We start from the raw sequence: 25,066 nt of genomic DNA, 5'->3' as shown, positions 1-25,066 counted from the left end.
GTTTCTTTCCTCATCATTCTTCTGAAGACAAAAAAACCTTTTTGAAGCACTGCTAGCTTCAAAAAGGTTTAGGTGTGTCATGATTCTGGACATGGTTCTGGTTGTTGTAACGCCATTTGTTCAAGCGTCGCTTTGACACCTGCCACACAGTCTGGCAATCCAACACCATCATAAGCAAGTCCGGCTAAATGAATGTGTGGATAGTGAGAAGAGACGATTTCTCGCACTTCTTGAATCCGCTGTGCATGTCCTACCGTGTAGGCCGGTAAGCCGTCTAATAGACGACTGATGACGACACGTTCCGGTTGCAATGGACGACCACAGATGTTTTCAAGGTCTTCTAAGACGACGCGTTCAATCACTTCATCTGATTCACGAACGAGTGCATCTTTTCCGGGGCGTCCGATGAAGGCACGGAGCACGGTATGATTTGGTGCCGCATGATTCCACTTTTGATCAATCGCCGTGCATGCTGTAATCGAATACGGTGCCCGACGGTTGACGATGAATCCTGTTCCATCAATCGGTAACGCAGTTTCTTTATCGAAAATCAACGTAACCGTCGCCGTTGAGTGTGTCGAAAGGTTCGCAAGCCCTGGAAGCGTCGCTTCTGGTAACAGGGACACGACTTGGTGATGCGGAATCGTCAACAAAATATCATCGGCATACTCTGGACCATGATCCGTTTCGAGACGATACCGCCCATCTTCTTCCCGTTCAATGGAGCGAAGTGGTGTCTCAAGACGAATTTCTGTCCGTTCAAGCACCTCTTCTAGCCGCTCGACAAGGGATTCAAGTCCAGTAGCAAGTGACAAGAATTGACCTGTCGCTTTGAGCGTCGGACCTTGTTGTTGGTCAAGCGGACGCATGAGACGCATTCCTTCGAACAAACTTCCTGCTTTTTGTTCATTGGCAACAAATTGCGGATAGGTTGCAAACGTACTCATCCGGTCGATATCACCCGCATAGATGCCTGAAAGAAGCGGTTCGATCAACTTCTCAACGAGCGCATCTCCAAGACGCGGACGCAGGTATTCCCCTAATGGAATGTCCGTTTCCGGAATCGTCAAATCAGGAGCAGGGTGAAGCAAGCGTTCTGACACCTCTGCTTTTTCTTCTTCCGTCAATAGAGATGTCTCTGCGAATAACTCTAAATCGGTCGGGATACCCATGACTGCACCTTTTGGAATCGGGTGGAGACCGCGCACATCCAAGATATACGCTTGCGACGTGTTATTGCGAACGAGTTGTTCCCCTAATCCGATCTCTTCGATGAGATCCGTCAGCACGTGTTTCCGAGCGACGTATGAATCCGGTCCACGCTCGATCGTCAATCCTTCGTCCCGATATGTCGCCACCTTACCACCGAGACGACCTTCTGCCTCGAGTAACGTGATATTCATTTCCGGAAACTGTTTCTCTGCATAATAGGCGGCTGCAAGTCCTGATATACCACCGCCCACGATGACGAGACGTTTACTGGACATAACTACCCACCTGTTTCGCTACGGCTTCCGTGACAGCCTTCATGAAAGCTGGATTCGCATTTGGCATGACAGGTCGCGCATAATGGATTCCGAGTTCGTCACAGACGACTTTACACTCGTAATCATTATCAAACAGTACTTCTAAGTGATCGGCAACGAAACCAACGGGTACGTAGACGAATGCTTCGTATCCTTTTTCTTCGTAGACATCACGCGTCAAATCCTGAACATCTGGTCCAAGCCATGGTTCTGGCGTTTGTCCAGCCGATTGCCAGCCTGTGATCATGTGCGGTACACCTGCACGTTGTGCGATCAATTCGGCTGTTTCTTTCAATTGCTCTGGGTATGGATCACCGTTTGCGATGATTTTCTCAGGCAGACTGTGTGCTGAAACGACAAGGACAGCTTTCTCTTCAGGTACTGGTAAAGCGTCGAACGTCTTGCGGATTTCTTTACCCCACCAATCGAGGAACGCTTCTTCTTTGTACCACGATTCAACAGATGCTAAATGAATACCGTGCTTGTCCGCGACTTCCTTCGCACGACCATTGTATGAACGGATACTGAACGTCGAATAGTGCGGTGCTAAAACGACCGTGACCGCCTCCGTGATGCCGTCTTTTGCCATTTGCTCGACAGCATCCTCAACGAACGGCTCGATGTGTTTCAGACCAAGATAGAGCTTGAACTCAATTTCACCAGCATATTTCTCAGACAATTGACGGTGTAGCTCTTCAGCCTGATCAATCGTGACTTGTGCGAGTGGTGAGACACCACCGATGGCTTCGTAACGTTCCGTCAACTCTGCCAATGCTTCTGGAGACGGTTTGCGTCCGCGACGGATGTGCGTATAATAACGCTCGATATCTTCTGGTTTATATGGCGTACCGTACGCCATAACAAGTAGTCCTAACGTCTTCATTTTCCTACCTCCATTTTTTCTTTCGAATAATCATGGATAAATGCAGTCAAACGTTTCAATACTTCTGGATCGACTTCCGGGAAGATGCCGTGACCGAGATTAAAGATGAAGCCTGGTTGCTTCATTCCCATGTCGAGAATCTCCTTCGTTTTTGCTTCAAGGATATCCCATGGCGCTAACAGATAAGATGGGTCGAGGTTTCCTTGGACAGGTTTCGTCAGTCCACGCTCACGCGCTTCGTCGATCGACAAACGCCAATCAAGTCCGACGACGTCTAACGGTAAACTGTGCCATTCCTCCGCCAAGTGACTCGCTCCTACACCGAACATGATCATCGGCACGCCTGTGTCTTTTAATTCCGTGAAAATGCGTTCCATCGTCGGCTTGATGTAACGGACATAATCTTTCCGGCTTGTCGTTCCGACCCATGAATCAAAGATTTGGAACGCTTGGATTCCTGCATCTACTTGTGATTTGATGTAATCGATGACCATGTCACCTAGTTTCTCCATTAAGGCATGCCATACCTCAGGTTGTCCATACATCAATGCTTTCGTCTTATGGTATCCCTTCGAAGGACCACCTTCAATCATATAGCTCGCGAGCGTGAATGGTGCCCCGGAAAAACCAATCAACGGTACTTCGAGTCGCTCCCGTAACAAACGAATTGTTTCATAGATATACGGAATATCTTCACGGTTGAAAGGTTGCAGTGCTTCTACATCTGCCATCGTGCGAATCGGATTCGCAATGACTGGCCCGATGCCACTCTTGATTTCGACGTCAACACCCATCGATGGAAGTGGCGTCATGATGTCTTTATACAGAATCGCTGCATCGACCCCTAATTGTTTTACAGGTAGTTCTGTCACATATGCGCCTAGTTCCGAGTCATGTGTGATCTCGAAAAGCGTCCGCGTCTTCTTGATTTCACGATATTCCGCTTGATAACGACCTGCTTGTCGCATGTACCAGACGGGAACGTGATCAATCTGCTCGCCACGGATCGCCCGCAAAAACGTATCATTGAATTTCTTCATCATAACTACCCCTTTATACTCGTTCTAACGCCCCAAAAAAACGTACGATAAGTTTGTGAACACAGAAACATTATATCTGAAATTAAGAAGTCTGTGCCAATAAATCGTTTACAAAATGACAGTTCTGTTACCAGTTCATGAAATGTTCACTGTTTCTTGTAAAGACCGAATGCAGCATTCAACTGACCACGAATCAAGTCAGAACGTTGTTGTTCCGTTACCTTGCGTTCTTTTTCTCGAATTTCGTGCGTGCGCCAGCCATCCTCGATTTTTTCCGCGACTTCGACGAGTCGCTCGACATCCGTAAACGAATATTTTCGTGTCTTTCCATTTGTCCGTTCTGGAAAGATTAACTTCCGTTCCTCATAGTAACGAATCTGACGTTCTGACAAGCCGGTCAATTCACAGACGATTCCGATCGACATCACCTTTTTCTCACGGTAGTTCATCTTCGTCACTCCTTTCCACAAAAATACCATGTTAGATTTTCTGACACAACACGTTTCTTCGAAAGTATTTCCGTCTAAAGTAAACACATACTTTAAATGGATAAAGGAGGAACGACAATGAAACTGGAACAACTCGCTATCTCAGTCGATACGTTTTATGTCTTATTCGCAGCACTACTAGTCTTTACGATGCAAATCGGATTCTTACTTCTAGAAACAGGGATGTTACGAGCGAAGAACGCGGGTCACGTCGCAGTCAAACAAATCATCAGCTTCTCAGTTGCCGCTCTCGCCTTTTGGGCAATCGGATTCGGATTGACGTTCGGTGATGGCAATTCCATCATCGGAACGGAAGGATTTTTATTACAAGGAGGATTCAGCAGTCTTGATTGGTCAAACATCACGATTGATGTGAAGTTCCTCTTCCAACTCTCATTCGTCGCTGTCTCCCTCGCGATCGCTTGGGGCGGATTCGCAGAACGTGCTAAATTATCCGTCTACCTGTTGTTCGGAACGTTTTTCGTTGCTATCATTTATCCGATCATCGCACGTTCCGTTTGGGCAGGTGGATTCCTTGGTTCGCTCGGGATGCAAGACTTTGCTGGGTCAACGGTCGTCCACTTACAAGGTGGGATCGCTGCACTTGTTGCTGCTTTACTGCTTAAGAAACGAATCGGTGCTGAAAAAACACCGTTACTCGGACACAACGTCATCTATTCTGTCGTCGGTGCCTTCATCCTCTGGTTATGTTGGTTCGGCTTCAACGCTGGTTCGACACTAACGATTGCAGATGGATTCTTTAGTTACGTTGCCTTGACGACGTTACTGGCGACTGCAGCAGGTGCCCTCGGTGCTCTTGCCATCTCATTCTGGCACCGTCGTGTCGCAGATATCCCGTCGATCATCAACGGTGTATTAGCTGCACTCGTTGCCATCACAGCAGCCTGTGCCTTCGTTGAACCGTGGGCAGCTGTCGTCATCGGCTTCCTCGCTGGTGTGATCACGTATGGGACGAGTATTCTTCTCGCTAGCCGTGTAGATGATCCACTATGTGCCTTCTCCGTTCATGGCGTCGCTGGTATCTGGGGTACACTCGCAACTGGATTCTTCGCTTCACCACGACTCGTTGAAATCACAGGAATCGGACAAGCTGGTCTCTTCTATGGTGGCGGTTTTACGCAACTCGGTGTTCAAGCACTTGGTGTCGTCTTTGCCGTCGTCATCGTCAGCGTCTTAAGTTACGCATTCTTAAAAGTTCTCGACCTTACGATTGGTCTTCGGATCACACGCGAAGATGAACTACGTGGACTTGACGTCGCAGAACATGGTCAAGCTTCTTACGATCTCCCTGCTCCTGTCAGCAAAGAATTACGTATGGTCGAAGAAGAAGACCTCTCAAACGAACGTGTCAATTAATGATTGATAACGAACAAGAGCCTACGCGATGGATTCATCGCGTAGGCTCTTTCTTGTTTATTATTTTCGAGCGTAGTATTCACCAATTACAAGCGCCAAGGCTGCACCACCAACGACATAGAGGGATCCACTTAAAAAGAATCCGAGTAGCGTCAAGACGATACATTGACTGATTGCTGCGAAACGAATGATTTTCCGTTTCGCCTGTACAGCATTTCCAAACGGTAATAGACGAGTCAATAGATGTTGGTCTACTGCCTTCGTGAACGGTGCTAACTGAAAGCTTGTCAGTCCTGCAAACGCAGGGATTGCAAGCGCAACGAACAACTCGTTGCCATTTGCTAACCACATGAACACAGCCCCGATTAATGTCAAACGAACAATCAATCCGATCCCGTCTCCACTCCGGATGAACTGTTTGACATACAAGTAATCGAATGTCGTTTGCGCTCGATGTGGAATCCGCTCGACCATGCTACTTAAGAGACGACGCCGTTTATACGTTACTGTCAAATGGGGAACATCGACGAACCAATTCGCTAATCGATAAAATCGATCGCGCGATTCCTGCTCAAGTGCAATCCATTCGCGTAGAGGAAGATGGTCCTGACGCTTCAAATGGAGTACGACCATTAAGAGAAGTGCGACGACGATCGTCATCCACGCCATATCGATGATGACGAGTAGCGCCGCTCCAAACGCATACAGTAACACCGTCCGATGTGCGATACCTTCAAGCTTTGATAAATTCGCAGCCGCTCCGAACAAAGCAAGCGCTGCTCCAAGTAAAACAAGTTCAAGTGGTGTCGTCTGTTCCGTTCGGACATAAAGGACAACGACTGCTAAAAACGGAATTATGGCACGAATGATCCCAAAGACCGCATTGTACGCTCGTACTTGTTGCATGAAACTTGATAACTTCGCTAATACCGGTAATAGAAACACTTGATCCGCTTCGACGAGAAACGTCCGACTTGTCCGGTAGAGCGGTAAAATCAGAAATAAGGCTGCCATGAGATATCGACCAGGAAACGATGGATCGAGTTGATCGAGGAAACGACCGTAGACGACTAAACCGTACAAAATAACGAAGTAAACGGTGAATAACAGTCCGCCATTCGCCATGTACCTTGTATATTTCACGGTCTCCGTCATCGCCGCCTGATATCGTTCCTTCCATAAGGACTGGCTGTTCATCGTTCCGCCTCCTCGATCGCGGCAACGTAGAGATCATCCAGGGTTCCATCTTGCAGTCCATATCGGGCTCGTAAAGCAGCTGTCGTTCCTTCCGCTGCAATATGCCCCTCATGTAAGAGCACGAATCGATTACAGTGACGCTCGGCTGTCTCAAGGATATGCGTCGACATTAAAATCCCTTTACCGTCCTGCTTGAGTTCACTAAAAATCTGAAGTAATTCACGAATCGCGAGCGGATCTAATCCAACGAATGGTTCATCGACGATTAACAGCTCACTGCCTGTGACGAGTGCACATAAAATCATTGCTTTTTGCTTCATCCCTTTTGAGAAGACACTTGGAAACCATTCTAGTTGCTTCGTCATTCGGAGTCGTTCAGCGTAATGTTGCGCGCGTTCTGTCGCAATCGTCTCTTCGACGTCATATCCTTGCGCCATCAGACGAAGATGCTCACGTAACGTCAGTTGTTCATATAACATCGGCTGTTCCGGAATATACGCGACTTGACGACGATACTCGGTTTCATTCGTCGCTAAATCCAATCCATTGATTCGAACGGATCCCGTCTTGACTGGTAAAAGACCTAGTATGTGCTTGATTGTCGTCGATTTTCCGGCACCGTTCAAACCAATTAAACCAACAAGTTCCCCCTGATCGACTTCGATATTGATGTCATGCAGAACCGTTTTTGACCCGTATCCTCCTGACAAACCTTTAATGTCTAATAACATATTTGCCACTCCCTTTAGACTCATCGTAAAGTAGACTCGCTTCGTTTTTCTAGCGTAACGAGTAGTTTTTTAAAATATAATGTTTTAATACTTGTTTTTTCGGTAATTACTCTAAGTGTAATCGTTACATCAATATATGAAAACGATTTACATGCAAATCGAAAGTGAAATCGATGAATCGTTCATTTATTCTCTATCAAGTGGTCTAATCTTCTAGTCCTTTTTTAATGAACGAACGATTTCAGATTTTTTCACTTTCACACGTGTTTATAACTGCCTGAAAACAGGTAAAACTAATATGTAGAGGAGTTGTTTAAAAATGGGATTCTTATGGGCATTAATCGTTGGTGGTCTCATCGGTTGGATTGCAAGTTTAATCATTGGGAAGGATGTACCGGGTGGCATCATCGGTAACATCATCGCTGGTTTCATCGGTTCGATGATTGGTCAAGCTATCTTTGGTTCAATGGGACCAACAGTTGGTGGATTTGCAGTCATTCCGGCTATTCTCGGAGCAGTCATCTTGATCTTCATCGTCTCACTTATTCTCCGGGCAGTACGCAAGTAATCATATATTTCAAATTGAAAAGGAGTGTTTTAAATGGGATTCTTATGGGCATTAATCGTTGGTGGTATTATTGGTTGGTTAGCAAGTCTAATTTTAGGTAAAGACGTACCAGGCGGCATCATCGGTAATATCATCGCTGGTTTCGTTGGGGCATTAATTGGTCAAGCATTATTTGGAGATTGGGGTCCAATGGTTGCCGGATTCGCAATCGTTCCTGCTTTACTCGGAGCTATCATCCTTATTCTTATCGTATCGTTCATTCTCCGTGCGGTGAATAAACGATAAACAAGAATCCTCGGACATCCTGTCCGAGGATTTTTTTTAGTCTTTTAATTGTAACCACATGCCGTCCTCTCGCTCGACGACCCGCTTTTCCGTCCGTAAATTTAACCATTCGAACACACCTTCAAGAAAACTAGACGGATATTCCCAAATCGTACCGACTTGTTCTTGCTTCTTTCCTTCTGGTTTTCCAGCGATGGCTTCAAGTTCATCCGGAGTCTTATTCAATCGAATTAACAACTCTTCCACCTGCCCCGACTGATAGGTCACTTCATATCCATCGTATCGCGCTCGATTGGCAACCGTTGAATCAGGCGTTCCGAATGTATTCTCAAACGAATCACGCGAACGTCCAAGATAACCAGTCATCGTATCGATACTTTTTCCAGTCCGGGCTTTTACTTCCGTCTCAAGTAACGTTTTGATATCGACCGCATATTCGTTCGAAACGGTCGTATTGAACCGATCAGCCAATTTAAAGTCGGCTGTCGCGTTCGGTTCATCTCCGAGTTGTATAGTCTTTGATTCCTCGATGGTCTGTCCTGATTGTTCCGCGCTTACCTGAACATCATACTCTCCAGGAGAACGCTTGATTTCAAGGGATTTCTGATCAATCGTTCCGACTTCTTCTCCATCTAACGAAACCTTTGTTCCCGGTAGATCACTCGAAACGGTTAACCGCTGAGGATTCACATCAAGAGAGTACCGATCATACCAAAGCCATCCATCTTCTTCTTGTAACGAAAACAGATGTGTCTTCACTTGCTTACCTGCGTCTTGATCCTGTTTGACTTGTGCAATGACCCGGTCCGTCCGCTCTGCATCAGCCGTCAACCAACTAACGAGTCGCGTCGCTTCACTCATCGATAGTGACTTACCGCTCATCGTGACTAGCTTTTGGAACCCACGCTGATCCTTTTCCTTTAATAAGACAGCAAGACGCTCGTCTGTTTTCTCCATTTTCGCCGCTTCTTGTATGTTACGCCCAAACCAAAAGGCAACTAATAAGAAAAGACCAACGACGATAACGCTACCGACGAGCAGACGCTGTTTTCGTTTTTTTTGAGCCGTTGAGGCTACTCGTGATGCCATGCAGTTCGCTCCTTCCCTTCAGTAGCTGTATGTTTCTAAGTGTATCGGGTTCAATTTGACTGTCAATCGTGCGGAAGTCGGAAACTTTCCGTATACTAATATTATCTTACCCAAAGGAGTGAACGTTCCATGCAAAAAGAGTCATGTATTTTCTGTAAAATTGCTCGCAAAGAAGTCCCTGGTCATATCGTATTTGAGAACGAACAAGTTCTCGCTTTCCTAGACTTGTCACAAGTGACAAAAGGACATACGCTCGTCATCCCAAAACAACATGCCGATAATTTGTATGATCTCTCTCCTGAACAAGCACAAGACGTATTTGCGACGATCCCGCAAATCAGTCGTGCACTTCAACAAGAGACAGAGGCAGCTGGCATGAATCTCTTGTCGAATACAGGAAAAGTAGCGGGTCAATCGGTCTCCCACTTCCACCTGCATCTCATTCCGCGTCACGATAAACAAGATGGTTTCGGCGCGAAATGGGAAGTTCATAATGACGATTACACGGCAGAGGAATTGGCTGAACTCGCTAACTCGATCGCTTCACGCATCTAAGTCTGTTCTTTTTCTTCTATTCTTAGAAAAATATTGCCGAAATAGGTTTCTTTCATTCGATTTTCGGTAAAATAATATGAAACAAATATTTTAATATTAAAAAGGAGGTTCAATATGTCGAAGCGTCCCGCCCGTAACTGGGTCGCTTTTGGTGCTACGCTAACACTTGTGACTTTTTACGGTCTGAAGGCGCTTCGCCAAGGTACGAAAAGCGACTCTTCGAACGGTCATCAACGTCGAAATTCTTATTCTACAATCGTAACGAATGTGCAGGATTTGACCCAGGAGGGCAAGAACTTAGTAGAGACAGCAAAAGCGTCTGGTATGCACTTCAAAGAAGAAGTCATGCAGAGCGTCTCGGAATACCAAACGGAAGTCCAAGCATCGCTCACGAAGATCCAGTCTCTCGCTGATGAAGCGAAACAGGAAGCAGACCAGCTTTCTCCACAAAAGTAAGATCCGTTGCTTCGATTTGTTTTTGTATAGTTTGCATTTTGCGCGTTTGAGCCATTGTCACCTTTCGAAAGGATGAGTCAGATATGGAACACGAAAAGTTATATCCTGGACAAGAGGCTTTATTGTATAGCCACAAGATTGTCCAGTTAAGCAAAGCACTATGGAAAACGGTAGAAAAAGATTGGCAAAATTGGATCAAGCCCTTTGATCTGAACATCAATGAACATCATATCTTGTGGATTTCGCACGCGCTAGGTGGCGCCTCAATTTCAGAAATCGCGAAGTATGGTGTCATGCACGTCTCAACGGCATTTAACTTCTCGAAGAAGTTAGAAGACCGCGGACTGTTGACGTTCTCAAAAAAGGAAACAGATAAACGAAATACCTACGTCCAGTTGACACCAGAGGGCGAATCACTCTTACTTGAGACGATTCAAGCGTTCCGCCCTGAAGAAAACGGTGTCTTCCGTGCATCACTTCCTCTTCAGGAACTGTACGGGAAGTTCCCGGAATTAACGGACATTTCTGCGATCGTACGTCGCTTGTATGGCGACAGTTTCATGGACATATTCGCTGAGACATCGAAGATGATCACAGAAGAAGCAGATCGTCGCCCTCAAGATCCAGTCATGGACTCAATCAAAAAAGCATAACCTTACCAAAAGCGTTTTAGCCTCTAGCTAGAATGCTTTTTCTTAGGTCTTTTTTCCTCATGACAAGGACATTACTACTATGTCTCAAGAGCGTTATTTCCCTCACAATTTCCCATAAAAATTATCCTCAACCAACTACTTGGATGTGATAGCATGGAAAAGAGCAAGTATCTCTTGGCATGACAAGATACAGCTGTCAACCAGACGAGAATATGATATGATAAAACGGTTGAAATAAATGGTAAATTAGGGGTGTATGTATGAAAAAGAAATTGTTAGGCGCAGCAGCAGTCGCAAGTGTATTTACGTTAGCAGCATGTGGATCAAATGACGAAGCCGTCATCAATTACAAAGGAGGCGAAGTCAACAAGGCTGACGTCCAAGAAGAAGCATACGAAAAAGCTGGTGCTCAAATCGCCTTCCAGCAAACGATGAACAAATTGCTCGAGAAGAAATACGGCAAGGAAGTCACGGATAAAGAAGTCGAAGCAGAAGTCAAAAAGACAAAAGACCAGTTCCCGGATAAAGAGCAGTTCAGTACGACATTGAAATCTGCTGGAATCAAGAACGAAAAAGAATTCGAGAAAGTTCTTCGCACACAAATGCTCTTAACGGAAGCAAAATCTGCAAAATCAAAAGTAACAGATAAAGAAATCCAAGAGCGTTTTGACCAAGAAAAAGTCGAAGTTAAAGCAAGCCATATCCTCGTCGCGAAAGAGTCAGAAGCAAAAGACATCAAAAAGCAATTGGATGACGGCGCGGACTTCGCGAAACTTGCAAAAGAGAAATCAACAGATACAGGTAGCGGTACAAAAGGTGGAGACCTCGGATACTTCACAAAAGGTAAGATGGTCCAGGAATTCGAAGATTATGCGTTCAAGGATGGCGTTGAAGGTAAAATCTCCGATCCAATTAAAACACAGTTCGGTTACCACATCATCAAAGTAGTCGATCGTAAAGAAAAGAAAGACTTTACACTTGATAAAGAAAAATCACGCATCAAAAAAGCACTTGCTGAAGAAAAAGCAGCACAAGTCAACCCGAACGATATCTACCGTTCACTCATGAAAGAATACGATGTCAAAATCGAAAACAAAGACTTCAAGGATGCTTTTGATTTAGATAAACAAGAACAACAACAAATGCAACAACAAATGATGCAACAACAACAGCAGTAATCAAAAAAGGAAGCCGCGAAGGCTTCCTTTTTTCATATCTTGAATAGTTAGCGAACCGTCCGAATCGGAGCTCGTTCGTATTGTTTCGGCAAGGCGACCGTATCCCCAAGTTCGGCTGCCGCATGATAGACCCAGTACGGTTGGCGAAGTAGTTCACGTGCGAGCAGGACGATATCTGCTCGACCGTTACGGACGATTTCCTCTGCATGAGCAGCTGTCGTAATCAATCCAACCGCGCCTGTTGCAATACCCGCCTCTCGCTTCAACTCTTCTGCGTAGCTCACTTGATAGCCCGGATACACTTCAGGTACGGCATTAGCGACGACAGCACCTGAACTACAGTCGAGTAGATCAATGTTACGTGCTGCTAGTTCCTTCGCAAGTGGAATATAATCCGTTGCTGTCATTCCCCCCGTTGCATGATCGGCTGCTGAAATCCGGACCCAAATCGAGAGCTTCGAGACTTCCTGAATCCCATCAATGATCTCTAGCAACAAGCGCATCCGATTTTCAATCGATCCACCGTATTGGTCCTCACGAACGTTTGATAACGGAGAGAGGAACGTATTCAATAAATAACCATGAGCTCCATGAATTTCAATGAAATCATATCCTGCTCGTTCTGCTCGTAATGCTGCATCGATGAACTGTTGTTTGATCGTCGCGATTTCCTCAAGCGTTAATGCGCGTGGATCCGTATACGTATCATCAAACGGTAAAGCGCTCGGTGCGACGGGTGGTTCTGCCGTCGTGCTTTTGCGCCCGGCATGGGCCAGTTGAATGCCTGCTTTTGCACCCGCTACTTTGACTTGGTCGGCAATCCGTTGTAAGCCTTCAATATGCGCATCTGACCAAATTCCAAGGTCACCGGCTGAAATGCGACCGTCTGGCGTGACGGCACTCGCCTCTAAGATGACACCACCGACACCACCCATTGCACGTGTTGCATAGTGTGTGACATGCCAATCTGTCACTAGTCCATCTTCTTTTGCACTGTACATGCACATCGGCGCCATGATGACCCGATTTCGGAATGTCAACGCTCCGAGTTGAACCGTATCAAACAACTTCGTCTTCATCTTTCTTCCCCCTTATAGCTTCGGACGATAAAAAGCACGATTATCCAGTGCAAATGATCGTTCCGAGAACTGTCCTGGCTCGACATATTCCAGAAGGCGATCCATCATCGTCATCCGTGCATCAAGGTTATCGATCAAGAACAAAACTTCTGCTTCTCGCATCTGTGGTGCGACGGCAGAACCCCATTCTGGTCGTCCGTGATGACTTAAGACGAGATGTTGCAAGACCGTCAGTACTTCTGCGTCAATTTGTAATTCTGCTCCGACTTTTTCAAGTTCCGCTACCATCATCGTAATATGACCGACGAGTTTACCAGGCAACGTATATTCCGGTGCAACCGGATCGGATAACTCCTTGATTTTCGCATAATCGTGTAGAATGATGCCACTGATTAGCACGTCACGGTTTAACGTCGGATAGAGTTGAGCGATTTGATCCGCTAGACGCAACATCGAAAGGACGTGGTACGACAGCCCCGAGTAAAAGGCATGATGGTTCTTGACCGCTGCCGGGTGCGTGAAGTAGGCGTCAAATCGTGAAGTAATCAAATGTTTGACGAGCTTTTTCATGTCACTGTTTTGAATCGATTCTACGAACGTGAGGACTTCCGTCTCGATCTGCTCTCGCGGAATTGGTGCCGATTGAACATAATCCTCGACATTCGTCTCTTCTAGTACTGTGATTTGTTTAAGCTTCAGCTGTGTCCGTCCTCGATAGTCCATGACTTCTCCAGCAGCATGGACGATCGACTTCGGCGCATATTTTTCAAGATCACTCGTATCCCACATCTTCGTCTCGATTTCGCCTGTCTTGTCCGTCAAGATGAGCGTTAAATACGGTTTCCCGTTTGCCGCAATTCCTTTGACAGCCTGCTTGATCATCGCTCGTTGATCGAGCGTTTCTCCAACTGCTAACTTACCGATTCCTTTCATACTTGAAACACGTCCTTTATCTGTAAAATAGGTGTCTTTTTTATATTCCATTGACTACACTTAAGGCATATACTATTTCATTCTACTATATGGGAGTCATGAACATGGAACTGGAACCTCAATTTAATTGGTCCCGCTATCTCGATTTAGCTGACTATGAACAAACATTTCCGGCGGCTACCGTCGACCAATCCGAAATGGACTGGCTCACGCAGCTACGATCAAAAGACATGAACTTTACCCGCTCGGAAAAAGGGGTTCTTTATGGTGCTGTCGTCACCTGGCAAAATCCTGTCGACAAAAGTGACCGTCGCTCGATTTGTTTTTATGTGACGAAAGAAAAACTGATCACGATCGGATTGTCGGAATCGATCGTGACACTCGTTGCCCCCTACTCGCCCGCGCATCCGTTCGCTGCTTTTTATACGATTCTTGCTTTACAGCTGAACACATATTTTGCCGGTATCGATCAGTTTGAGACGGAACTGTTCTCAAGACAAGATGAACTGCGTGGCAGCATTAATGAAGATTCGCTTGATAGCATCTTCGCGCTACGCGACACGATCGAGAACTGGTCCGATTTGATCGTTCCGTTTCAAGAGCTCGTCATGGCTGGTGAAGAATCATTTCTCGACGAGGACACGTATCTCGAGGATCTCTCGTTGAAGCTAGCTACGAAACGTGTCCGCCGTCTGTTAATGCTCATCGAACATTATCAAAAAGACATTGAGGTCCTGCTCGACTTATCGACGACCGTCTCGAACTTCCGTGGAAACGAAATCATGAAGGCGTTAACGATTTTTACTGCCGTCGCGACACCAACGATGGCCCTCGGTGCAATTTGGGGGATGAACTTTAAAATCATGCCGGAATTAGAATGGAAATACGGTTACGCCCTATCCCTAGGTCTAATCTTTCTCTCAACCGGTGGCATCTTCTACTGGATGCGCTGGCGTGGATGGTTAGGCGCTCTTGTTCGGATGCCAAAGAACAGTCGACCAAAAAAATAGATATCAGAACATAAGTTCGTTATACTAATTGTATCATATCTACTGAAAGGAGACGCTTGTACGATGGAACGAAAAATCATTCATATTGATATGGACGCCTTTTACGCTTCCGTCGAGCAACGCGATCGTCCTCGATTAAAAGGTGTTCCCGTCGTCGTCGGTGGACCGCCTCATGCACGCGGTGTCGTAGCGACCTGTTCCTATGAAGCACGGAAATACGGCATCCATAGCGCGATGCCGTCAAGACGTGCCTTCCAGCTTTGCCCTCGTGCCGTCTTCATTCGTCCTCGCTTTGACGTCTACCGGGCTGTCAGTGCGCAAATCATGGCACTTTTTCGAGAAGTGACACCGCTCGTCGAGCCCCTCTCACTGGATGAGGCGTACCTCGACGTCACCGAAAATTACTTTGATCAAAAAAGTGCGACCTATATTGCGCAATATGTTCTACAACAAATTAAAGAACGGACAGGTCTGACTGCCTCTGCTGGTGTTTCTAACTCTAAACTCGTCGCGAAGGTCGCTTCCGGATACGAGAAACCGAACGGATTGACGGTCGTTCCTCCAGAGGACGTCCTGAGTTTCTTATCTCCATTAAAAATTGGAGACTTACATGGCGTCGGAAAAGTCACGGAACAAGCGTTACGCAAACAAGGGATTGAAACCGTCGCAGATGTTCAAGCAATGCCGGTCGAACAATTACGAGCATTGCTTGGACGCGATCGGGGAACGGAACTACATGCGATGGCGTATGGGATCGACGAGCGTCCGGTTCGTCCGGAACGCGAGCGAAAATCAATCGGTTCTGAGACGACCTTCGAAGAAGATACGGAGGATATCGATACGATATTTGAGACGTTGATTCGAGAATCAAAATCCGTCATTGCGAGTCTTCAAAAAAAAGAACTCGTTTGCCGAACGATCACGATCAAGTGGAAGACTGATACATTCCAGTCACGTTCGAAACGGCATACATTTTCAGAAGAGACGGCGGACGAAGAACGATTACTTGAGGAAACAACGAAACTCTTCAATGGCATCACCTTCGACGGACCAATCCGTTTGATTGGTATGACGGTCAGTCACCTTACTACACCTCCTGCTGCGAGACAACTGACGTGGCAAGACTTAGACTTGCGCTTGTAAAATGAATAGCGATTCATTATACTGAATACAATACCGATTAGACAAGGGAGGAACAAGTATGCAGTATACGATGACAGTCTTTTCAGATCGTGGTGAAACGTTACTCGATGACGTTTTTGAAGCAGAAACAGATGGACAGGCACGAGAAGAAGGGATTCGACGTCTCAATGAGAGTGGATACGCCCATCATGCAGCTCGCGTCACACGTTCAGGTCGTTTGATTCATTTCGAGCGCGCTTACTTGCCACGGATCGTCCCTGCTTCATCTTGAGCCATACAAAAAAGGAAGACGTGCCATTATGGCCGTCTTCCTTTTTGATTACTTATTGGACGTCGTCTTGTTGCTCCATCATTGGCGCGTAGAGTTCTTCTAACGGCTTCATGATGATTTGTGTGACTTCCGTCAACATCGTGTGCATCCGTTGCTCTTCTTGCATCAGCTGACTGATTAATGGGTTGTTTTGTACTTCAAGCATCTTAGTTTGGGCAGACGCCATATCGTCTGGTGTGATTTCTTCACCTTGCATCTGTTTTTGTTGTAATTCAAGTTGGATGTTACGGAACGATGCGAACAATTCGTTTGATTCCGGATCCGCATTCACTTGCGTGTACAAATCTTTTAATGTCGTGTACTCCGAAGTTTCACGTAATGCACGCTCCAGAGTGTACGCGTGATCGTATAAGTTTGTTTCTGCCATGAGTAAAACCTCCAATTTGTTTAGACGAGATAAAGCCCCGCCTGTATCAATCCAATTAAACCACCTAACAACCCTCCAAGCCAAGTGATAGCCCGGAATTCTCGCTTAGAAATCGATAAGACGATTTCCTCGAGATACGCAGTATCCAGCAAACCGACCTCTTCTCGAACGATCGTTTCGAGATCAAGCGTTTGTAGAATTTGTCCGATTTGATTCGTCGTCCGTTCAAATAGATGATCGATGACAACAGGGACATGTTGCTCGAGCAATTGTGACTCGAGTGGATTCAACCAGACGCGTAATGGTGTAGCAAGCATCGATTCAATCGGTAAACGCGCCAAGACTTGTTCTTTGACGGTCTGTCGAATCCGTGACTCCGTCTCTTCCGTCATATAGGATGAGAGTGGACGATCCAGTCCCTTTTGCCATTCCTGACGTAATAAGGCAAGGATGAACTGAGACGTCGACTCTGATTGAAGTACCCGTTTCAGCTCCGGCTGAATCATATCAACGACGTTGACGTTCGCGAGCAACATCCCGAACATCCCACCTCCGAGACGCTGTTGGATGAAGCGAGCAACCGTTTCCTCAAGTTGTAAACGTCCTTCTGGTCCATCAAAATATTCCTCTGCTTGGTGTAATACGGATGTGATGAGTCTTGGCATGACTTCCTCGATTTTTTGTTCTCCGGCTTCCCCGATCAACTCGCGCACAGACTGCTCACGCCATTTGCCCATGAGGAGCGAAAACTCCTGCTCCAAGTGATAACTGATTTTCCCTTGGATCCGTTGTTTTGGTTCGTCGATGAATCGACCGATCCACGCTTCCGTCGTCTCTTCCGAGCGCGTCCATTTCATGACTTCTTGTTCGACGAGCCGAGTGACGGCTCCACGAACAGCTGGTGATGCGAGACGTTTCCCGATTCCTTCTGGCGTCAAGAGATGCTTGACGACCGTCCGTCCGAGATTCGCTGCCAGTTCATCCCGCCGTTTAGGAATCAGACCAGGTGTAAATGGTACGCGAAATTTTCCGATGTATTTCGGTTCAAGTGGTCGAAATAACATCCGAATCGCTAAATGATTCGTGACTGCCCCAATCAGAGCCCCAATGACAATGATTCCGACAAGTTTCAATACGAGTAAAAACGTATCTGACATAAGTTATCATTCCTTCCGATTTTCGACTTATGGTAAAGTCGAGATAGTTATGTACGATTTAGGAGTGATGCCGTGTGTTACGACAACTGATGACTGTATTCAATGACCAGCTTACGACCGATCCGAATGTTTATTGCCAGGAACAGTATAGCGTATATCGCCTTGAAGATGGACTTTGTTTTGGAATCAAGGCGACTGCCATCTCTGACCGTGAACAACAACTGCTTGATGTATTCGCTGAACGCATCATCACGACGTCACGGTCTGATATCGATCTATGGCGAGAGCGTATCCAATCTGCTCATGCCTTGGAAGATCAGTCGTTCCGACTTGTCCATTTTTTGTTCAATCCAACCGATGAACGGACAAGTGAAGAAATTCAACAATTGCTCTCCTCTTTCTTTTCGCAGACGAGCATCCTTATTCCTTTTAGCGCACATCGCTTCACGGTCGTTGAACGCGAAGAGTTTGTCATCGAGTCAGAACTATCCGATTTATTTTTAGCATTACAATCTGATTTTGTACTCGACGGTAAGGTATTGCTTGGTCAACAACGTGCTGCAGGTGATATCGCCGTTCAGTTCCAACTTGAACAAGCAGCGCTTGCTTTCGTTCCTTCGATGCACATCGAACGTTTCTTGCCTGCCATGCTCCGCCTTGCAAGTCTAGATGACCGGCATCGCGCGACACTCGTCGATCAGTTCATCCGTTCCCTCGAGCCAGAGTCTCGTGAGACGATCCTTGCTTTTTGTCGAGCTAATTTGAACGTCTCCCTGACAGCAAAACATCTATTCTTACATCGAAACAGCCTCCAGTATCGACTCGACCGGTTGACGGAGCAGACTGGAATCGATGTTCGCTCATTTGAAGGCGCTACTTTTCTCTATACCTTACTTCTTGTAGCATGATGCCTAATTGAAAACGTTTGCATTTAGTCAGGTTGTCCATAGGCAGACTCCCTGACTTCTTTTATACTAAATCTTGTAAGCGTTATTATTTCATCATTTACATTAGGGGGAACTACACATGGCTGAAATTCGTCTTGAACATATCGATAAAATCTACTCAGGTGATGCAAAAGCGGTTGATGACTTCAACCTTCACATTAAAGATAAAGAATTCATCGTCTTCGTCGGACCATCAGGTTGCGGGAAATCAACGACACTTCGGATGATCGCTGGACTTGAAGAAATCTCAGGTGGGGATTTCATCATCGATGGCAAACGCATGAACGATGTAGCACCAAAAGATCGCGATATCGCGATGGTCTTCCAAAACTATGCATTGTATCCGCATATGAACGTCTTCGATAACATGGCATTCGGATTAAAGCTTCGGAAGTTCCCTAAAGATGAAATCAAGCAACGCGTTGATAACGCAGCTCGTATCCTTGGTCTTGAAGAATACCTCGAGCGGAAGCCAAAAGCACTCTCTGGTGGTCAGCGCCAACGGGTAGCGATTGGTCGCGCCATCGTTCGTGATGCTAAAGTCTTCTTGATGGATGAGCCGCTCTCGAACTTAGATGCTAAATTGCGTGTACAAATGCGTAAGGAAATCATTCAGTTACACAAACGTCTTGAGACGACGACGATTTACGTCACGCACGATCAGACGGAAGCGATGACGCTTGCGACACGGATCGTCATCATGAAAGCGGGAATCATTCAACAAGTCGGTACGCCGAAAGAAGTCTATGATCACCCAGATAACATGTTCGTCGCTGGATTCATCGGTTCACCATCGATGAACTTCTTGACAGGTAAATTGGCAGAAGACGGTCTCTTCCATGTTTCAGGAACAGAAGAGAAATTCGAAGTACCAGAAGGAAAAATGAAAGTTCTCCGCGACCGCGGTTATACGAATAAAGATCTCGTCCTCGGAATTCGTCCAGAGGATATCCATGCGGAATTGATTTACCAAGACACGAAAACAGCACACCGCTTCCCAGCACATATCGAAGTATCTGAATTGATGGGTGCAGAGTCTTACCTCTACTCAAAAGTCGGACAACAAGCGTTCACGGCACGTGTTGATTCACGTTCACACGTCGAGATGGGATCGCAGCTTGATCTCTTCTTCGATATGACAAAAGCACACTTCTTCGATGCTTCAACAGAAGCAACGATCCGTTAATCGCATCATCGATCAGTTACGATGTTTCAGACTGTCCTATTAAGGGCAGTCTTTTTTATTGACAGACGTTCCTGTAACTTTGTATGATACTGCTTGTAGCTTAAAATTAATCCTATTCGAAAACTAGGAATTGAAATCATTTATTTATAAAGGAGAGAGCGCTATGAAACACGGTTTGAAATTAGCTGTAGCAGCATTATCGACAGCGGGGGTGCTTGCAGCATGCGGCGCTTCGAACGACAACGCAGGTTCTGATAAAGAGTCAAAAGTCATTACAGTCGGTACAGAAGCAACGTACCCACCTTTCACGTATAAAGAAAAAGGAAAATTGACAGGTTATGACGTAGACGTCATGAACGAAGTCGCAAAACGCGCCGGCTATAAAGTCGATTACAAAGCGATGGACTTCAAAGGACTCATCCCAGCACTTGATTCAAAACGGATCGATGTCATCGCGAACCAAATGGGAATCACGCCTGAGCGCCAAGAAAAATACGCTTTCTCTGATGCGTATACGGTCTCTGGTTCAACAATCATCGTCAACAATAAAACGAACGACATCAAAACACTCGACGACTTAAAAGGAAAGACAGTCGGTTCGACACAAGGTTCACTCTATGCCAAAACAGCTGAAGAAGCTGGCGCGAAAGTGAAATACTACAAAGGTGCGAACCAAGTCTTGAAAGATCTTGAAGCAGGTCGTGTTGATGCTGCCATGAACGATCGTCTCTTCGTCTTGACGGAGCTGAAGAAAGCAGGCTACAAAGTTAAAGCGGTCGGTGAAACGTTCGACAAGAACGAATCAGGCTTCATGATGGCGAAAAACAGCAAGTATACAGAAGACTTCAATAAAGCACTCGCTGAGATGCAAGAAGACGGCACTCTTGCAAAAATCGGTGAGAAGTACTTCAACGAGGATATCAGTAAGTGAGTGAATTACTGACGATCGTCCGGGATAACTCGGACGTCTACGCAAAGGCGATTGGTACGACCCTTCTTGCAAGTGGTCTCGCCATCGTCTTTGCGCTTATTCTTGGGTTGATTCTTGCCGTCATGCGTGATAGCCGTCTTGCCGTCTTTAGCGGTTTTGCACGTTTATATGTCTCGTTCTTCCGAGGAACACCATTACTGCTACAAATCCTGATTTTATACAATGGTCTCGTTGTCCTTCAGTTGACTGGATTCCAAGCCCTCGCCTTCGGCTTATCGCTTCACTTTTCTGCGTATATCTCAGAATCGTTCCGCGCTGCCATCTCCTCTGTCGATCGTGGACAATGGGAAGCAGCTGACTCGCTCGGTATTCCGCGTCGTAAGACATTCAAGGATGTCATCTTACCGCAAGCGCTATCTCGAGCGATTCCACCGCTTTCGAACTCTGTCATCGATATCATCAAATCGACATCACTCGGTACGATCGTTGCTGTTGAAGAATTGACGTATGTCTCTGACCAGATTTCAGCGACAACTTACCTCGTCATGCCGTTACTCTTGTTCTCGGCTGCGATTTACTGGATCATGTCGACAATCATTCAAAGTGTTCAACATCGCTTAGAAGCACGCTTCAGTATTCCAGAATGATTTTTCCCACACTTGGAACCGTATGGATTTCAAGTGTTTTTTTTTAGATTTTTTTAGGTTTAGCACTAGGCAATCCGGGAATAATCAAGTATACTAATAAAAATCAGAATTATCTGACAACTTACAAAGGAGCGTGGCCGAGATGAAACAAGTAATTGAAGCTTTCCGTAGACAAGATGCAGAGCAGCGAATTCCAGTGCTACGTCTCGAAATCGATTATGAGCTCAGTACGCTCTTCGATGCGATTCAAGCCAATGACCAAGCTGCCGTTTCAGCAAGTAAAGATCGTCTAGATAAATACCGTCAGGAGATGCTTCGTTTAGAAGCTTAACCTCATAGATCCCCCATCTCTCCTCCCCCTTGAGATGGGGCTTTTTTTTTGTCTACTTTTTGACGTACATTCTATGTGTAAGCGAAAGAGAGGATTGCTTCCGAATGATATATTGGAAACGATCCTCTCACTTTATTTCGCTAACGGACAACGTGCGCATTGAGCGTCTATCTCAAAACCAATTAATCGACGTCACGACCACGTGATGCCTTCAAAATCTCAAACCATTGCTCGCGTGTCAACGATACTTTCGTCGAACGAACCGCAGATTCAATGCGTTCAATCTTACCAGAACCAACGATTGGCATGATACGTGCTGGATGTTTGAGCAACCATGCATATGCGACCTCATCGATTTCTTCTGCCCCGATCGTCTCTGCGATCTCAGCTAATTTTTCGCGTAACGGTGCATATTGCTCGTCCTTGAAGAGACGCCCCCCCGCAAGCGGACTCCATGCCATCAACGGCATCTCATTTTCATGACAGAGATCAACGGATCCATCCTCGAAATGTTTCAATTCTGATACCGACAACTCGAGTTGGTTCGTCACGAGCATGAATGGTAAGCGAGACTGAATGAGACTTTGTTGGGCAGGTGTATGGTTCGAGAGACCGAATGTCCGTACCTTTCCTGCGTCCTTCAACTCTACGAACGCTTCAGCAATCTCGTTCGGGTCCATCAACGGATCTGGACGGTGAATCAACAACGTATCCACGTACTCGACACCGAGTTCTTGAAGAGAACGGTTGACTTGTTTGATGATGTGCTCTTTCGTCGTATCGTAGAATGATAAGGACTGATCCGAGAAATGATCCCCTTTCATCTTGATGCCCGTCTTCGTAACGATCTCCATCCGGTCACGTAACTCCGGTTTTAAAGCAAGAGCTTCTCCGAATAAGCGTTCATTCGTATAATCGCCATAGATATCCGCGTGATCAAACGTCGTAATCCCTAAAGCAAGGCATGCTTCGATCAATTCGAGACGCTCTTCTTTCGTCATCTCCCATTCATTCAATCGCCATAAGCCATGAATGATGCGTGAGAATGATAAATCTTCTGTTAGTTGAATCCGTTCCATCTGTCTTCCAACTCCTCTGTCGTATAAACTCTATCTCGTTTACTGTACCTCAAAATGGAACCGGTTGCACGAATTTCACTTTTCAATGCTCTCAGACAAAAAACAGGACCCCGTCGATGACGTGATCCTGCATGGGACTTATTGAATTTGTTCGACTTCTTGCATGACTTCATCTTCGATCTGCTGACGTTTGCGTGTCGTCTCAGCAGCATCTGGTGACGTGACGCTGAAGTAGAATTTGATTTTTGGTTCCGTGCCCGATGGACGAAGGCAGAACCACGATCCATCGCTGAGCGTAAACTTCAGAACGTTGGATTTTGGCAGGTTGATCGGTGAAGGTTGATGCGTCTTCAAATCGTGGGCGATGCTCGCATCATAGTCCTCGAACAAGACGACCTGTTCTCCCGCCACTTGTTTTGGCGGATTCTCACGGAACGTATCCATGATACGACCAATCTGTGCCACGCCATCCTTCCCTTTGAGCGTCAGAGAGCGGAGTGACTCTTCAAAGTACCCGAACTGCTCGTAAATCGCCTGTAATGCCTCATAGAGCGTCCGTCCTTCTTTCTTGTGGTACGCAGCCATCTCAGCAGCTAATAAGCACGCTTGGACGGCATCCTTGTCGCGGCAGAAGTCACCGATGAGGTAACCATAGCTCTCCTCATAGCCAAAGAGATACTCGTATTGACCCGATGCGTTATATTGTTTGATTTTCTCACCAATGAACTTAAATCCTGTCAATGTATTCTCGACATGAAGATCATAGTGACGCGCAATCAATGCCCCCAGTTCTGACGTAACGATCGTCTTCGCGACGAATCCGTTCGCTGGAAGTGTTCCCTGCGCCGCTTTTTGCGAAAGGATGTAGTCGAGCAATAAAGCGCCCGTCTGATTCCCTGTCAGGACTGTCCATTCTCCGTCTGCATCACGTGTCGCGACTCCGACACGGTCAGCATCGGGATCCGTCGCAATCAAGATGTCGGCATCTGCCCGGTCACCATATTCGATTGCCAGTTTAAAGGCAGCATGTTCTTCCGGGTTCGGTGACGTCACGGTCGGGAATGCACCGTCTGGCTCTGCTTGCTCCTTGACGACTGTCACGTGTTCGAAACCGTAACGTTTCAAGCCTTCTGTTACCGGCACAAGACCTGTTCCATGAAGTGGTGTGAAGACGATTTTAAGCGGATCCGCTAATTCCGATTGAATCGAAGGTAAGACACGAATCGTTTGTAATTTGTCTTGGTACGCTTCGTCGAGTTCTTCTCCGACACGGACGATCAATCCGTTCGCACGAAGGACTTCTTCTTTCTCAAGTTCAATCGACAGCTCATCTTCGATTTGGCTGACGTATGAAACGAGTTCATCCGCCTCTTTTGGCGGAAGTTGTCCACCGTCATCCCCATATACTTTGTAGCCATTGTACTCTGGTGGGTTGTGACTCGCTGTGATGACGATCCCGCCTGCTGCTTGTAAAGATCGCACCGCAAACGAAAGTTCTGGTGTCGGACGTAGACCGTCGAACAGATACGCCTTGATGCCGTTACTTGCGAGCGTCCGTGCCGCCTCCAGCGCAAATTCTGGTGAGAAGTGACGGGAATCGTGTGCGATGACGATTCCTTTTGCTGCCGCTTCTTCCCCCGACGCCTTAATGAATGCTGCGAACCCTTGTGATGCTTTTCGGACAGTGTATACGTTCATCCGGTTTGTCCCGACACCGATTTCCCCACGCATACCACCTGTTCCGAACTCGAGTTCTTTATAGAATGCTTCTTCAGCTGCTTTTTCATCCGTTGCTAACGTGACTAATTCTTCTTTTAATGTACTGTCTAAATCAGCGAACTGATCCCATTTTTGATAAGTTTCTTTCCATGACATGGTAAATCGACTCCTTTTTGAATG

General features: G+C 46.3%; 27 protein-coding genes and 1 pseudogene. 15 read left to right on the top strand and 13 right to left on the bottom strand.

What is annotated here, in order from left to right:
- Positions 1 to 77 precede the first annotated feature (77 nt).
- The 4 genes from hemG to ESP131_RS06145 all read right to left on the bottom strand — a co-directional run bounded on the left by hemG (position 78) and on the right by ESP131_RS06145 (position 3,898).
- Positions 78 to 1,487 carry a protoporphyrinogen oxidase gene (hemG, locus tag ESP131_RS06160; protein ID WP_047396240.1) on the bottom strand — a complete coding sequence of 470 codons (1,410 nt, stop codon included), beginning with the start codon at positions 1,485 to 1,487 and terminating at the stop codon, positions 78 to 80.
- A complete protein-coding gene (hemH, locus tag ESP131_RS06155) occupies positions 1,477 to 2,409 on the bottom strand; it encodes a ferrochelatase (RefSeq protein WP_029340941.1) in 933 nt (310 codons plus the stop codon). The genes hemG and hemH overlap by 11 nt, the downstream gene beginning before the upstream one ends.
- Positions 2,406 to 3,452 carry a uroporphyrinogen decarboxylase gene (hemE, locus tag ESP131_RS06150; protein WP_023467354.1) on the bottom strand — a complete coding sequence of 349 codons (1,047 nt, stop codon included), beginning with the start codon at positions 3,450 to 3,452 and terminating at the stop codon, positions 2,406 to 2,408. Before hemE ends, hemH begins: the two co-directional genes overlap by 4 nt.
- Positions 3,453 to 3,595: 143 nt before the next feature.
- A complete protein-coding gene (locus ESP131_RS06145) occupies positions 3,596 to 3,898 on the bottom strand; it encodes a MerR family transcriptional regulator (RefSeq protein ID WP_023467353.1) in 303 nt (100 codons plus the stop codon).
- Positions 3,899 to 4,015: 117 nt separating this feature from the next.
- Here ESP131_RS06145 and ESP131_RS06140 point away from each other — a divergent pair, with 117 nt between their 5' ends.
- On the top strand, positions 4,016 to 5,314 hold the full coding sequence (locus ESP131_RS06140; protein WP_029340940.1) for an ammonium transporter: 1,299 nt from the start codon (positions 4,016 to 4,018) through the stop codon (positions 5,312 to 5,314).
- A gap of 60 nt (positions 5,315 to 5,374) precedes the next feature.
- On the opposite strand, the gene ESP131_RS06135 is transcribed toward ESP131_RS06140, so the two are convergent.
- The gene (locus ESP131_RS06135) at positions 5,375 to 6,511 is read right to left on the bottom strand and encodes an ABC transporter permease (protein WP_069940354.1); all 1,137 of its coding nucleotides are present in this window, start codon (positions 6,509 to 6,511) and stop codon (positions 5,375 to 5,377) included.
- On the bottom strand, positions 6,508 to 7,242 hold the full coding sequence (locus ESP131_RS06130) for an ABC transporter ATP-binding protein (RefSeq protein ID WP_029340938.1): 735 nt from the start codon (positions 7,240 to 7,242) through the stop codon (positions 6,508 to 6,510). Before ESP131_RS06130 ends, ESP131_RS06135 begins: the two co-directional genes overlap by 4 nt.
- A 319-nt stretch (positions 7,243 to 7,561) precedes the next feature.
- Here ESP131_RS06130 and ESP131_RS06125 point away from each other — a divergent pair, with 319 nt between their 5' ends.
- Together ESP131_RS06125 and ESP131_RS06120 are read left to right on the top strand one after the other, a co-directional pair.
- Positions 7,562 to 7,810 carry a GlsB/YeaQ/YmgE family stress response membrane protein gene (locus tag ESP131_RS06125; protein WP_069940353.1) on the top strand — a complete coding sequence of 83 codons (249 nt, stop codon included), beginning with the start codon at positions 7,562 to 7,564 and terminating at the stop codon, positions 7,808 to 7,810.
- Between the two features lie 33 nt (positions 7,811 to 7,843).
- Entirely contained in the window at positions 7,844 to 8,095 is a 252-nt protein-coding gene (locus tag ESP131_RS06120; protein ID WP_029340936.1) for a GlsB/YeaQ/YmgE family stress response membrane protein, read from the top strand.
- Between the two features lie 36 nt (positions 8,096 to 8,131).
- Here the strand turns inward: ESP131_RS06120 and ESP131_RS06115 are convergent, their stop codons facing one another.
- Positions 8,132 to 9,184, bottom strand: a complete 1,053-nt coding sequence (locus ESP131_RS06115) for a TcaA second domain-containing protein (protein WP_029340935.1) — start codon at positions 9,182 to 9,184, stop codon at positions 8,132 to 8,134.
- 126 nt (positions 9,185 to 9,310) lie between these two features.
- On the opposite strand from ESP131_RS06115, the pseudogene ESP131_RS06110 reads away from it, so the two are divergent.
- From ESP131_RS06110 to ESP131_RS06095, 4 genes and pseudogenes are all read left to right on the top strand, one after another.
- A pseudogene (locus ESP131_RS06110) lies at positions 9,311 to 9,739 on the top strand (HIT family protein); the annotation flags it as partial.
- A gap of 114 nt (positions 9,740 to 9,853) precedes the next feature.
- Positions 9,854 to 10,195, top strand: a complete 342-nt coding sequence (locus ESP131_RS06105; protein WP_023467345.1) for a hypothetical protein — start codon at positions 9,854 to 9,856, stop codon at positions 10,193 to 10,195.
- 83 nt (positions 10,196 to 10,278) lie between these two features.
- On the top strand, positions 10,279 to 10,848 hold the full coding sequence (locus ESP131_RS06100) for an HTH-type transcriptional regulator Hpr (RefSeq protein ID WP_023467344.1): 570 nt from the start codon (positions 10,279 to 10,281) through the stop codon (positions 10,846 to 10,848).
- Between the two features lie 260 nt (positions 10,849 to 11,108).
- Complete coding sequence (locus ESP131_RS06095) at positions 11,109 to 12,026, top strand: peptidylprolyl isomerase (RefSeq protein ID WP_029340934.1); 918 nt, start codon at positions 11,109 to 11,111, stop codon at positions 12,024 to 12,026.
- A gap of 47 nt (positions 12,027 to 12,073) precedes the next feature.
- Here ESP131_RS06095 and namA read toward each other — a convergent pair whose 3' ends face one another.
- Positions 12,074 to 13,105, bottom strand: coding sequence for an NADPH dehydrogenase NamA (namA, locus tag ESP131_RS06090; RefSeq protein ID WP_047396233.1), 1,032 nt, complete (start codon positions 13,103 to 13,105; stop codon positions 12,074 to 12,076).
- 12 nt (positions 13,106 to 13,117) lie between these two features.
- Positions 13,118 to 14,038: an HD domain-containing protein gene (locus ESP131_RS06085; RefSeq protein ID WP_047396230.1), complete on the bottom strand. Its 921-nt coding sequence runs from the start codon at positions 14,036 to 14,038 to the stop codon at positions 13,118 to 13,120.
- A 104-nt stretch (positions 14,039 to 14,142) separates the two neighbouring features.
- On the opposite strand from ESP131_RS06085, the gene ESP131_RS06080 reads away from it, so the two are divergent.
- The 3 genes from ESP131_RS06080 (at position 14,143) to ESP131_RS06070 (ending at position 16,462) form a co-directional block, all read left to right on the top strand.
- Positions 14,143 to 15,048 carry a magnesium transporter CorA family protein gene (locus tag ESP131_RS06080; protein WP_047396227.1) on the top strand — a complete coding sequence of 302 codons (906 nt, stop codon included), beginning with the start codon at positions 14,143 to 14,145 and terminating at the stop codon, positions 15,046 to 15,048.
- A 63-nt stretch (positions 15,049 to 15,111) separates the two neighbouring features.
- The gene (dinB, locus tag ESP131_RS06075) at positions 15,112 to 16,191 is read left to right on the top strand and encodes a DNA polymerase IV (protein WP_047396224.1); all 1,080 of its coding nucleotides are present in this window, start codon (positions 15,112 to 15,114) and stop codon (positions 16,189 to 16,191) included.
- Between the two features lie 58 nt (positions 16,192 to 16,249).
- Positions 16,250 to 16,462, top strand: coding sequence for a YhzD family protein (locus ESP131_RS06070; RefSeq protein ID WP_029340929.1), 213 nt, complete (start codon positions 16,250 to 16,252; stop codon positions 16,460 to 16,462).
- Positions 16,463 to 16,514: 52 nt separating this feature from the next.
- Here the strand turns inward: ESP131_RS06070 and ESP131_RS06065 are convergent, their stop codons facing one another.
- Entirely contained in the window at positions 16,515 to 16,889 is a 375-nt protein-coding gene (locus ESP131_RS06065) for a YlbF/YmcA family competence regulator (RefSeq protein ID WP_023467337.1), read from the bottom strand.
- Positions 16,890 to 16,909: 20 nt separating this feature from the next.
- Positions 16,910 to 18,046, bottom strand: a complete 1,137-nt coding sequence (locus ESP131_RS06060; RefSeq protein WP_029340928.1) for a DUF445 domain-containing protein — start codon at positions 18,044 to 18,046, stop codon at positions 16,910 to 16,912.
- 74 nt (positions 18,047 to 18,120) lie between these two features.
- Between ESP131_RS06060 and ESP131_RS06055 the strand changes: the two genes are divergently transcribed.
- The 5 genes from ESP131_RS06055 (at position 18,121) to ESP131_RS06035 (ending at position 22,088) form a co-directional block, all read left to right on the top strand.
- Entirely contained in the window at positions 18,121 to 18,954 is an 834-nt protein-coding gene (locus ESP131_RS06055) for a PucR family transcriptional regulator (protein ID WP_047396220.1), read from the top strand.
- A 118-nt stretch (positions 18,955 to 19,072) separates the two neighbouring features.
- A complete protein-coding gene (locus ESP131_RS06050; RefSeq protein ID WP_035409428.1) occupies positions 19,073 to 20,179 on the top strand; it encodes an ABC transporter ATP-binding protein in 1,107 nt (368 codons plus the stop codon).
- Positions 20,180 to 20,342: 163 nt separating this feature from the next.
- Entirely contained in the window at positions 20,343 to 21,110 is a 768-nt protein-coding gene (locus ESP131_RS06045) for a transporter substrate-binding domain-containing protein (protein ID WP_047396216.1), read from the top strand.
- Entirely contained in the window at positions 21,107 to 21,757 is a 651-nt protein-coding gene (locus ESP131_RS06040) for an amino acid ABC transporter permease (protein ID WP_029340925.1), read from the top strand. Before ESP131_RS06045 ends, ESP131_RS06040 begins: the two co-directional genes overlap by 4 nt.
- Before the next feature lie 142 nt (positions 21,758 to 21,899).
- Positions 21,900 to 22,088 carry a hypothetical protein gene (locus ESP131_RS06035; protein WP_029340924.1) on the top strand — a complete coding sequence of 63 codons (189 nt, stop codon included), beginning with the start codon at positions 21,900 to 21,902 and terminating at the stop codon, positions 22,086 to 22,088.
- Between the two features lie 182 nt (positions 22,089 to 22,270).
- Here ESP131_RS06035 and ESP131_RS06030 read toward each other — a convergent pair whose 3' ends face one another.
- Both ESP131_RS06030 and ESP131_RS06025 read right to left on the bottom strand, forming a co-directional pair.
- Positions 22,271 to 23,167: an aldo/keto reductase gene (locus ESP131_RS06030; RefSeq protein WP_029340923.1), complete on the bottom strand. Its 897-nt coding sequence runs from the start codon at positions 23,165 to 23,167 to the stop codon at positions 22,271 to 22,273.
- A 138-nt stretch (positions 23,168 to 23,305) separates the two neighbouring features.
- The gene (locus ESP131_RS06025) at positions 23,306 to 25,042 is read right to left on the bottom strand and encodes a phospho-sugar mutase (RefSeq protein ID WP_069940352.1); all 1,737 of its coding nucleotides are present in this window, start codon (positions 25,040 to 25,042) and stop codon (positions 23,306 to 23,308) included.
- Between the last annotated feature and the right edge of the window lie 24 nt (positions 25,043 to 25,066).

It is taken from the genome of Exiguobacterium sp. U13-1, assembly GCF_001750115.1.
GTDB lineage: Bacteria > Bacillota > Bacilli > Exiguobacteriales > Exiguobacteriaceae > Exiguobacterium_A > Exiguobacterium_A acetylicum.
Note: the sequence above shows the minus strand (reverse complement) of the source record. Positions and strands in the feature narration are given on the sequence as shown.

What these genes read in the sequence shown, in the direction of transcription:
- hemG (WP_047396240.1), bottom strand. Translation starts at nt 1,487, where the DNA reads ATGTCCAGTAAACGTCTCGTCATCGTGGGCGGTGGTATATCAGGACTT.
- hemH (WP_029340941.1), bottom strand. Translation starts at nt 2,409, where the DNA reads ATGAAGACGTTAGGACTACTTGTTATGGCGTACGGTACGCCATATAAA.
- hemE (WP_023467354.1), bottom strand. Translation starts at nt 3,452, where the DNA reads ATGATGAAGAAATTCAATGATACGTTTTTGCGGGCGATCCGTGGCGAG.
- ESP131_RS06145 (WP_023467353.1), bottom strand. Translation starts at nt 3,898, where the DNA reads ATGAACTACCGTGAGAAAAAGGTGATGTCGATCGGAATCGTCTGTGAA.
- ESP131_RS06140 (WP_029340940.1), top strand. Translation starts at nt 4,016, where the DNA reads ATGAAACTGGAACAACTCGCTATCTCAGTCGATACGTTTTATGTCTTA.
- ESP131_RS06135 (WP_069940354.1), bottom strand. Translation starts at nt 6,511, where the DNA reads ATGAACAGCCAGTCCTTATGGAAGGAACGATATCAGGCGGCGATGACG.
- ESP131_RS06130 (WP_029340938.1), bottom strand. Translation starts at nt 7,242, where the DNA reads ATGTTATTAGACATTAAAGGTTTGTCAGGAGGATACGGGTCAAAAACG.
- ESP131_RS06125 (WP_069940353.1), top strand. Translation starts at nt 7,562, where the DNA reads ATGGGATTCTTATGGGCATTAATCGTTGGTGGTCTCATCGGTTGGATT.
- ESP131_RS06120 (WP_029340936.1), top strand. Translation starts at nt 7,844, where the DNA reads ATGGGATTCTTATGGGCATTAATCGTTGGTGGTATTATTGGTTGGTTA.
- ESP131_RS06115 (WP_029340935.1), bottom strand. Translation starts at nt 9,184, where the DNA reads ATGGCATCACGAGTAGCCTCAACGGCTCAAAAAAAACGAAAACAGCGT.
- ESP131_RS06105 (WP_023467345.1), top strand. Translation starts at nt 9,854, where the DNA reads ATGTCGAAGCGTCCCGCCCGTAACTGGGTCGCTTTTGGTGCTACGCTA.
- ESP131_RS06100 (WP_023467344.1), top strand. Translation starts at nt 10,279, where the DNA reads ATGGAACACGAAAAGTTATATCCTGGACAAGAGGCTTTATTGTATAGC.
- ESP131_RS06095 (WP_029340934.1), top strand. Translation starts at nt 11,109, where the DNA reads ATGAAAAAGAAATTGTTAGGCGCAGCAGCAGTCGCAAGTGTATTTACG.
- namA (WP_047396233.1), bottom strand. Translation starts at nt 13,105, where the DNA reads ATGAAGACGAAGTTGTTTGATACGGTTCAACTCGGAGCGTTGACATTC.
- ESP131_RS06085 (WP_047396230.1), bottom strand. Translation starts at nt 14,038, where the DNA reads ATGAAAGGAATCGGTAAGTTAGCAGTTGGAGAAACGCTCGATCAACGA.
- ESP131_RS06080 (WP_047396227.1), top strand. Translation starts at nt 14,143, where the DNA reads ATGGAACTGGAACCTCAATTTAATTGGTCCCGCTATCTCGATTTAGCT.
- dinB (WP_047396224.1), top strand. Translation starts at nt 15,112, where the DNA reads ATGGAACGAAAAATCATTCATATTGATATGGACGCCTTTTACGCTTCC.
- ESP131_RS06070 (WP_029340929.1), top strand. Translation starts at nt 16,250, where the DNA reads ATGCAGTATACGATGACAGTCTTTTCAGATCGTGGTGAAACGTTACTC.
- ESP131_RS06065 (WP_023467337.1), bottom strand. Translation starts at nt 16,889, where the DNA reads ATGGCAGAAACAAACTTATACGATCACGCGTACACTCTGGAGCGTGCA.
- ESP131_RS06060 (WP_029340928.1), bottom strand. Translation starts at nt 18,046, where the DNA reads ATGTCAGATACGTTTTTACTCGTATTGAAACTTGTCGGAATCATTGTC.
- ESP131_RS06050 (WP_035409428.1), top strand. Translation starts at nt 19,073, where the DNA reads ATGGCTGAAATTCGTCTTGAACATATCGATAAAATCTACTCAGGTGAT.
- ESP131_RS06045 (WP_047396216.1), top strand. Translation starts at nt 20,343, where the DNA reads ATGAAACACGGTTTGAAATTAGCTGTAGCAGCATTATCGACAGCGGGG.
- ESP131_RS06035 (WP_029340924.1), top strand. Translation starts at nt 21,900, where the DNA reads ATGAAACAAGTAATTGAAGCTTTCCGTAGACAAGATGCAGAGCAGCGA.
- ESP131_RS06030 (WP_029340923.1), bottom strand. Translation starts at nt 23,167, where the DNA reads ATGGAACGGATTCAACTAACAGAAGATTTATCATTCTCACGCATCATT.
- ESP131_RS06025 (WP_069940352.1), bottom strand. Translation starts at nt 25,042, where the DNA reads ATGTCATGGAAAGAAACTTATCAAAAATGGGATCAGTTCGCTGATTTA.